Below are 6,523 nucleotides of genomic sequence, written 5' to 3' on the forward strand. Positions count from 1 at the left end.
AGCGCCGCCGCCCAGCGCCGCGGCGATGCCGCCCGACGCCGAGGCCGAGTTGTTCGAAAAGTCCACTGCGCCGTTATCGCTGACGATTGCCGCCGATCCCATCATGGCCGCTGCCGCGCCGCCGCCGGCCATGGCCAGCGAGCCTTCGAGCGAGATGCTGTCAGCCGTGGGGGCTCCCGCTACTTCAAGCTTCTTGATGGAAGCTTTGAGCGGCGAGGTGGCCTGAGCCGAAGCGGAGTTGCCCGTGACGCTGACGCCGGTCTGGCCTTTCAGCGTACTGCCTCCCCTGACGCTGAGCACGCCGCCGCCGAGCGCCGCGCTCAGCGCGCCGGTCGCGGAAGCGCTGTTGCCGGAGACGTCCAGCGCGTGCGTGGCGCTTTCGGCGTTGACGTTATCAAGGGCCGCCAGCCCGCCGCCGCCGGCCGCGGAGAGATTCAATTCTCCGCTCAGGGTGCCCGTAACCAATCCCGTCAGCGGCGGAATGTCTTCCAGCTTGAGCGAGAACGGCGCGAGGGCGGCCGAAGCGCCGGCAACGGCGTGATTGCCGGTGACGGAAAGGGCCTCGCCGGTCACGCTTTCGTTCACGTCGCCGGTGATGTTGAGCGCGCCGCCGCCGGCGGCGAAGTTGACAATGCCGAGCTCGATCGCAAAAGGATTGTTGTTGTCGATCGTCTTGGCCGCCGCCGGCAGCGACGAGGCGGCCAGCAGCAGCGAGGCGGCCAGCGCCTTGGCGGCCAGCCCGCTGCGGTAACGCGCGATTTCCTGTTTTCGGTTCTTTTTCATGCGAACCTCCTTGAATGGGATGGATTGTGCCGCCGCGGCTTTTGAAACCGAAAACGGCGGCTTCTGACGAAACGGAAAAAACGCAACAAAGATAAACGCCCTTTCGTGTGTAAAATTTAAACCGATTTTTACTGTTTTTGCAAGACATCACGAAGGCATACCCCCCCTCCGAAGCGTTCTTTTAGTTATCATTCAAAAGTAAAGTCCCGATTTTTATGCGCCGACCTTTTTTGGATAATCAAGTATTATTTGTTAAAAACTTTGCCGACAGCGCCGGAGCACGGCAAAAAAACGACGAGGGCGTCATCGCCGCGAGAGGGCGTCGCTCCCGTGGAGGGGCCCCGCCGCCCGCGCCGACAAGACGAAAGCGGCCCTCCGCCGACGCGGAGAGCCGCTTTCGTTATCGCCGATATTTTATCGCCGCCCAGCTCGAAACGCCGGCGCGAAAATGCGAGAGCGTTATCTTGTATTTTTCTCAACTTTCGCTATACTTTGTGTAAGACGGCGGGAGGTGAATCCGACATGAAGCGCGCCAGCTACCTGGACGTTGCGGCTCAGTGCTGCAATTGTTCTTATAGGGAACAGATTTCAAAAGAACTGATCCGCGATATTCTGACCGAAAAAGAAAAAATGCCCGAAAAGTGGCTCTTCCATTTCGCCGCGCTGTTCAGGGAGGTTCCCCATGATTATCTGGCCGGCGCGATGAAAGAGATCGGCGCGACGGAGGAGAACGTGAGGCACGTTTACGATTCTCTCCCCGCGGTGCTTCGAAGCAGCGGTTTCAAAGGATTTGAAGCGCCATGACCGATCCATGGAAAAAGTTGTTCAGAAGGGCCGTCGAGCAGTTAAGGGAAGCCGCCGTCGATAAGAGCGACTGGAGCTTTGGCGGCGGCACGGTCTTGAAGCTGTTGTTCAATGCATCGCGAAAGCAAGGATATCGACATTTTCTTCCGCGATCGGCAATTGCTTTCGTGTGTGTCGCCGCGTTTGGTCGATGCCAATGAAAACGAGCTTATCGGATATTCCGAAACGTCTTCGTACATAAAACTCAACTTTCCCGAAGGTCAAGTGGACTTTATCGTCGCCGGGCAGATATCGGACGAAGAGCCGCAGCTTCAAAAAATTCCCGGGTTCGACGAAGAATATTATCTCGACTCTCCCGTTGAAATCGTCGCCAAGAAGATTTTTTATCGTTACGAAGACTTCACGGCAAGAGACGTTTTCGATCTGGCGTTCGTTTTTTACAAGACGTCCGAAAAACTGGTTGCAAACGCGGAGAAATTCAGAGGAAAGATCAAGCCTCTTATCAAGAGGATCGAGAAAAGGGATATTTGGCCGCGGAGCTGAATTCCATGGCGCGCCTCTCCGGCGCCGACGAAATCGAAGGGGAAGAATATCATTATTGTTATCTCTGCCTTCAATGTATGGCTGGAATGACAATCAATAACTCTTCGAAACAGGGAGCGCTTTCGAGCGATTACCTGTAACAGCGGCGGCTCCCTTTCGCCTTCTCTCTCTACGACGGCAGTCAGGGAGAATGGTCGACCTCTGGATTTCCGACTGTCGGAAAGTATCGGGGCTTTGTCGAGCCGACGCGCAGGAATATGCTCCCAGAGCTTCCAAACGTTCCGTCATATGAAAAAGCCGTTCCCGTCTCTGCGCCGCGGCGCGGAGACGGGAACGGCTTTTTCGTTTGGGGCTTACAGGCGCGCGGCCTGCGCTTCGATCTGGGCGGCGATCTTTTCCAGCGCGGCGCGGTCCGTTTCGTCGAAGCGGGCCGGTTCGGGGCTGTCGAGATCGAGCACGCCCCAGAGGCGGCCGCCGACGGTCAGCGGGATCACCAGCTCGGAGCGGGAGGCGTCGTCGCAGGCGATGTGCCCGGGGAAGGCGCGCACGTCGGGGACGAGCTGACTTTTGCCGGCGCGGACGGCGGCGCCGCACACGCCCTTGCCGGGCGCGAGGCGCGAGCAGGCGGGCTTGCCCGCGAAGGGGCCGAGCACGAGCTCGCCGCCGCGCAGGAGATACAGCCCGACCCAGTTGACGCCGCCCACGGTCCAGTACAGATAGGCCATGAAGTTGCACAGGTTGGCGAGCGGGTCGCGTTCGGCGGCGGCCAGGGCGGCCAGCCGGGCGGAAATGAGGCGGTAGCGTTCGTCCTTCGTCAGTTTGGCGGGGATTTCGACGGAGATCATCTCACAGGCTCCTTTCGCAGCGGGCGCTTTTGCGCCGCGTTTCTGCCGGCATTGTACCACGAAAGGCCGAGCGGGCGGCGGGAAAATATTGTACAATAAGACCACGCCGGGAAAAATCCGGCGCGAGGAGGAATAAAAGTCATGAAGTACGTCTGTTCGAGATGCGGGAAAGAGGAAGACGCCGCAACGCGAAAGCCGCGCTGCGAGTGCGGCGGGCTGTGGGATCTCGAGTTCGAAAAGCCGAAGTTCAGCCTCGACCTCGTCGACCGGGACGAGTGGAGCGTTTTCCGCTACCGCGCCTTCATGCCGCCGCTCGGCGAGGCATGGAGAGCCGTCAGCCTCGGCGAGGGGCTGACGCCCGTGGTGCGCTTCGACGACGATCTGTCGCTGAAGATGGATTACTTCATGCCGACGCTGTCGTTCAAGGACCGCGGCGCCGCCGTGCTGGTGTCGCACTGCCGCGCCGCCGGCGTAGAATCGGTGGCGCAGGACAGCAGCGGCAACGCCGGCAACAGCGTGGCGGCCTACTGCGCGCGGGCCGGCATCGCCTGCGAGATCTTCGTGCCCGAAGGCACCTCGCCGAAGAAGATCGACATGATCCGCGCCCACGGCGCCGTTGCCAACGTGGTTCCCGGCTCTCGCGACCACTGCGCCGACGTGTGCCGCGCCGCCGTGCGCGAGCGCGGATTGTATTACGCCAACCACGTCTACAATCCCTTCTTCTACGAAGGGACCAAGACCTACCTGTACGAGATTTACGAGCAGCTGGGGCGCGTGCCGCGGAACATCTTCGTGCCTGTCGGCAACGGCACGCTCTACCTCGGCGTCGTCAAAGCGCTGGAAGAGTTCCTCGCCGCCGGGATCATCGCGGGAATGCCCAACGTCGTCGTCATGCAGAGCGAGAACTGCGCGCCGCTGCTGGAAGCCTGGCGCAGCGGCGAGGAGCGGCCGGCGCGGATCGTCCCCCGTCCCACGCTGGCCGAGGGCATCGCCATCGGACAGCCGATGCGCGGCGAAGCCATCCTCGCGTCGGTGCGCAAGTACCATTTCAAGATCGTCGCCGTGCCCGAGGACGCGATCCTCGCCTGCCGCCGCGAACTGGCCGCGAAAGGCGTTTACTGCGAGCACACGGCGGCCGCCAACTACGCCGGCTACCGCCGCTACTGCGAACTGTACGGGAGAACGCCCGACAGCGTCATCCCCATGTGCGGCGCGGGGCTGAAATCCGATCACTGAGGCGCGAAAACGACGCCCGGCATGAAACGGCGAAAACGGGGACATCTCGCCGACACAGGAGACATCGGCGTCGAGCGCGAAATGTTCCACGTGGAACATTTCGCGGCGGCGCGCATCGACAGGAGCGAATCGCATGGAACGGGACGGCGGGGAAACGATCATTCGGTTGGATATGAGTCGGAGCAGGACTTGCGTGTACGCTGAACTCGCCGCGTTTCTGGACGAAGCGGCGCGGGCCGCGCGGACGCCGCTGAGCGGCTTTCGCGTCGGCGCGGCGGCGCTGGGAAATTCGGGGCGCGTCTATCTGGGCGCCAATCAGGAGTTCGCGGGGCTGCCGCTGAACTTCACCGTCCACGCCGAACAGGCCGCGGCGATCGCCGCCCGCGCGCACGGCGAAACGCGGCTGATCGCGCTGGCCGTGTCGGCCACGCCCTGCGGCTACTGCCGCCAGTTTTTGACGGAGCTGAAAGCGCCGCTGGACGTCGTGCTGAACGGCGAAGCGCGGCCGCTCGGCGCTTATCTGCCGCACGCTTTCGTCCTGGAACGCGGCGGCGAGAATCTGCTTACCCGCGCCGCGGTTCTGAAAGCGGCCGACCTGGACGGGCTGGCGCGGGCCGCGGCCGTGCACGGCTACGCCCCCTACACGGGCACGCGCAGCGGCCTGGCGCTGCGCACGACTTCCGGCCGGGTCTACGCCGGCTGTCTGCTGGAAAGCGGCGCCTACAACCCTTCGCTGACGGCGCTGCAGACGGCCCTGACGCTGCGCGCCCTCGACGGCGCGGCGGACGACCCTGTCGCCGCGGCCGTGCTGGCCGAGGCCGGCCCCGCTCCCTTGGCCCCGCTCCTGCCCGCGCTGCTGGCGCGCATCGCGCCGCGCGCGGAAGTTCGGACGATCCCTTTGAACGACGTCTCATAAACGACAAGCCTGTCTCAAAGCTCGCGTAAGGCGAACCGGGAGACAGGCTCTTTTTGTGGGATGACCGTAAATCGTGCCGTTTTTTTCCGCGGCTGGCGCCGTTGCCCTTGACGCTTTTGCGGCGCGTTCCGTTTACGTCTAAAAGAACAGAGGGCGCTCCCCCAGCCGCGCCGTCACGAACAGGCTGTCGGTAAAAATCGGCCGCAGCAGGCGGAAGAACAGCTTCATACTTCCGTGAAGGCGGCGCAGCAGCCCGCTGTCGCCGTAATTGCTGACCTCGATGTCGCCGAGGACGGGGAACAGCGCCTTGACCTGTTCGGGGCGCGCGTCGTATTTGAAGCCCCAGCCGCCGAACAGCCCCGGTTTGACGCCGCGCACGATGCGGTGCGCGTGGCGGGCGAAAAACGGCGTGGCCGTGTCGAAGAGCACCGCCGCTCCCGGGCTGTGCCGCGCCAGCCGCGCGAACATCTCGTTCAGCGCGTCCGCTTTGAGGTACATGAGGACGCCGCAGGCGTAAAACAGATCGACGCGCGGCGGCAGGAGTTCGACAAACTCGGGCTGCAGCACGTCGGCGGCGATGAAATGGTGCGCCGCGTCCTCGGCGTAGACCGACCGGCGGGCCGCGATCCCGTCCGGCAGGTCGTAGTCGTACCACCGCGCGGCCAGATCGCCGAGGCGGAACGGGCGGCTGTCCAGCCCCGCGCCGAGATTGGCGACCACGCCCTGCGGCTTCTCCTTCAAAATTTTCGCGACGGCGGCGTCGAAGGCCAGCTCGCGCACCAAAACGCCCGCGTTGACGCGCCCCGTTTCCACGCTTTTGATCTGCTCGGGCGTCAGGTTCCCGACGATCTCCTCCGCCCACGGGTCGTAAAAGTCTTCGTCCGGGTTCTGCGACGCCCGCGCCCGGGCGACGACGGTGATCAGCGCCGTGCCTTCCAGCTCTCGAAGTTTCAGATCCATCGTGTTCCCTCCTTGCGCGCAATTGAGTTAGTCTATTATAACTTGCTCCGCTCCCCTTGAAAAGGCGCGCCCGCGGGCGGTTCCATGAGGAACGTTCATCGGCTGTAATGGAACGCGGCGACGGTCGGAGTTCCCTGTTTTGCGAAGCCGGCGCTGCAGTAATACTAATTCTTAATTAAAAGGCCGAACGCAAGGGGCTGCGGGGGAGTTCAGTCGCTCGGAAAACTATGTTAATACTTTCTATCAAGAATTAGGGCTTGTTTAAAAAACGTCAAAGTTGCCTAAATCGATCCAATCGCTTAAACTTTTCTCATGGAAGAGAGAAGATATGAACTGACCTCCAGCGAGTGGAATCGAATCAAGAGAATGCTGCCGCCCGAACACCCGAAATCAGGTCAACGTGGACGCCCGGCAAAATACGATAACCGCAGGATCA

General features: G+C 62.3%; 9 protein-coding genes. 6 read left to right on the forward strand and 3 right to left on the reverse strand.

Features of this window, described 5'->3' with window-relative positions:
• The coding region (locus tag D7D26_RS11570; RefSeq protein ID WP_147413082.1) for a hypothetical protein at nt 1-783 on the reverse strand (783 nt) is incomplete at its 3' end.
• A gap of 522 nt (nt 784-1,305) precedes the next feature.
• Here D7D26_RS11570 and D7D26_RS11575 point away from each other — a divergent pair.
• The 3 genes from D7D26_RS11575 (at nt 1,306) to D7D26_RS12200 (ending at nt 2,130) form a co-directional block, all read left to right on the forward strand.
• Complete coding sequence (locus D7D26_RS11575; RefSeq protein WP_120373148.1) at nt 1,306-1,587, forward strand: hypothetical protein; 282 nt, start codon at nt 1,306-1,308, stop codon at nt 1,585-1,587.
• Nucleotides 1,584-1,787, forward strand: a complete 204-nt coding sequence (locus D7D26_RS12195) for a hypothetical protein (RefSeq protein WP_147413083.1) — start codon at nt 1,584-1,586, stop codon at nt 1,785-1,787. Before D7D26_RS11575 ends, D7D26_RS12195 begins: the two co-directional genes overlap by 4 nt.
• Before the next feature lie 64 nt (nt 1,788-1,851).
• The gene (locus D7D26_RS12200) at nt 1,852-2,130 is read left to right on the forward strand and encodes a hypothetical protein (RefSeq protein ID WP_147413084.1); all 279 of its coding nucleotides are present in this window, start codon (nt 1,852-1,854) and stop codon (nt 2,128-2,130) included.
• Between the two features lie 353 nt (nt 2,131-2,483).
• On the opposite strand, the gene D7D26_RS11585 is transcribed toward D7D26_RS12200, so the two are convergent.
• Complete coding sequence (locus tag D7D26_RS11585; RefSeq protein ID WP_078015471.1) at nt 2,484-2,975, reverse strand: GAF domain-containing protein; 492 nt, start codon at nt 2,973-2,975, stop codon at nt 2,484-2,486.
• 141 nt (nt 2,976-3,116) lie between these two features.
• On the opposite strand from D7D26_RS11585, the gene D7D26_RS11590 reads away from it, so the two are divergent.
• Genes D7D26_RS11590 through cdd form a run of 3 tightly spaced genes read left to right on the forward strand, consistent with a single transcriptional unit; the run spans nt 3,117 to nt 5,127 of the window.
• Nucleotides 3,117-4,211 carry a threonine synthase gene (locus D7D26_RS11590; RefSeq protein WP_120373150.1) on the forward strand — a complete coding sequence of 365 codons (1,095 nt, stop codon included), beginning with the start codon at nt 3,117-3,119 and terminating at the stop codon, nt 4,209-4,211.
• 21 nt (nt 4,212-4,232) lie between these two features.
• Complete coding sequence (locus D7D26_RS12375; RefSeq protein WP_158606357.1) at nt 4,233-4,415, forward strand: hypothetical protein; 183 nt, start codon at nt 4,233-4,235, stop codon at nt 4,413-4,415.
• Complete coding sequence (cdd, locus tag D7D26_RS11595) at nt 4,405-5,127, forward strand: cytidine deaminase (protein WP_158606358.1); 723 nt, start codon at nt 4,405-4,407, stop codon at nt 5,125-5,127. The genes D7D26_RS12375 and cdd overlap by 11 nt, the downstream gene beginning before the upstream one ends.
• Nucleotides 5,128-5,265: 138 nt before the next feature.
• Here cdd and D7D26_RS11600 read toward each other — a convergent pair whose 3' ends face one another.
• Nucleotides 5,266-6,087 (reverse strand): class I SAM-dependent methyltransferase, encoded by an 822-nt coding sequence (locus D7D26_RS11600; RefSeq protein ID WP_120373152.1) that lies wholly within the window; start codon nt 6,085-6,087, stop codon nt 5,266-5,268.
• Nucleotides 6,088-6,523 lie beyond the last annotated feature (436 nt).

This window comes from Pyramidobacter sp. CG50-2 (assembly GCF_003612005.1).
GTDB lineage: Bacteria > Synergistota > Synergistia > Synergistales > Dethiosulfovibrionaceae > Pyramidobacter.

Bases quoted from the DNA above. Each gene is read 5' to 3' on its own strand.
- D7D26_RS11590 (WP_120373150.1), top strand. From the start codon at position 3,117: ATGAAGTACGTCTGTTCGAGATGCGGGAAAGAGGAAGACGCCGCAACG.
- D7D26_RS11575 (WP_120373148.1), top strand. From the start codon at position 1,306: ATGAAGCGCGCCAGCTACCTGGACGTTGCGGCTCAGTGCTGCAATTGT.
- D7D26_RS12375 (WP_158606357.1), top strand. From the start codon at position 4,233: ATGAAACGGCGAAAACGGGGACATCTCGCCGACACAGGAGACATCGGC.
- D7D26_RS11585 (WP_078015471.1), bottom strand. From the start codon at position 2,975: ATGATCTCCGTCGAAATCCCCGCCAAACTGACGAAGGACGAACGCTAC.
- D7D26_RS12195 (WP_147413083.1), top strand. From the start codon at position 1,584: ATGACCGATCCATGGAAAAAGTTGTTCAGAAGGGCCGTCGAGCAGTTA.
- D7D26_RS11600 (WP_120373152.1), bottom strand. From the start codon at position 6,087: ATGGATCTGAAACTTCGAGAGCTGGAAGGCACGGCGCTGATCACCGTC.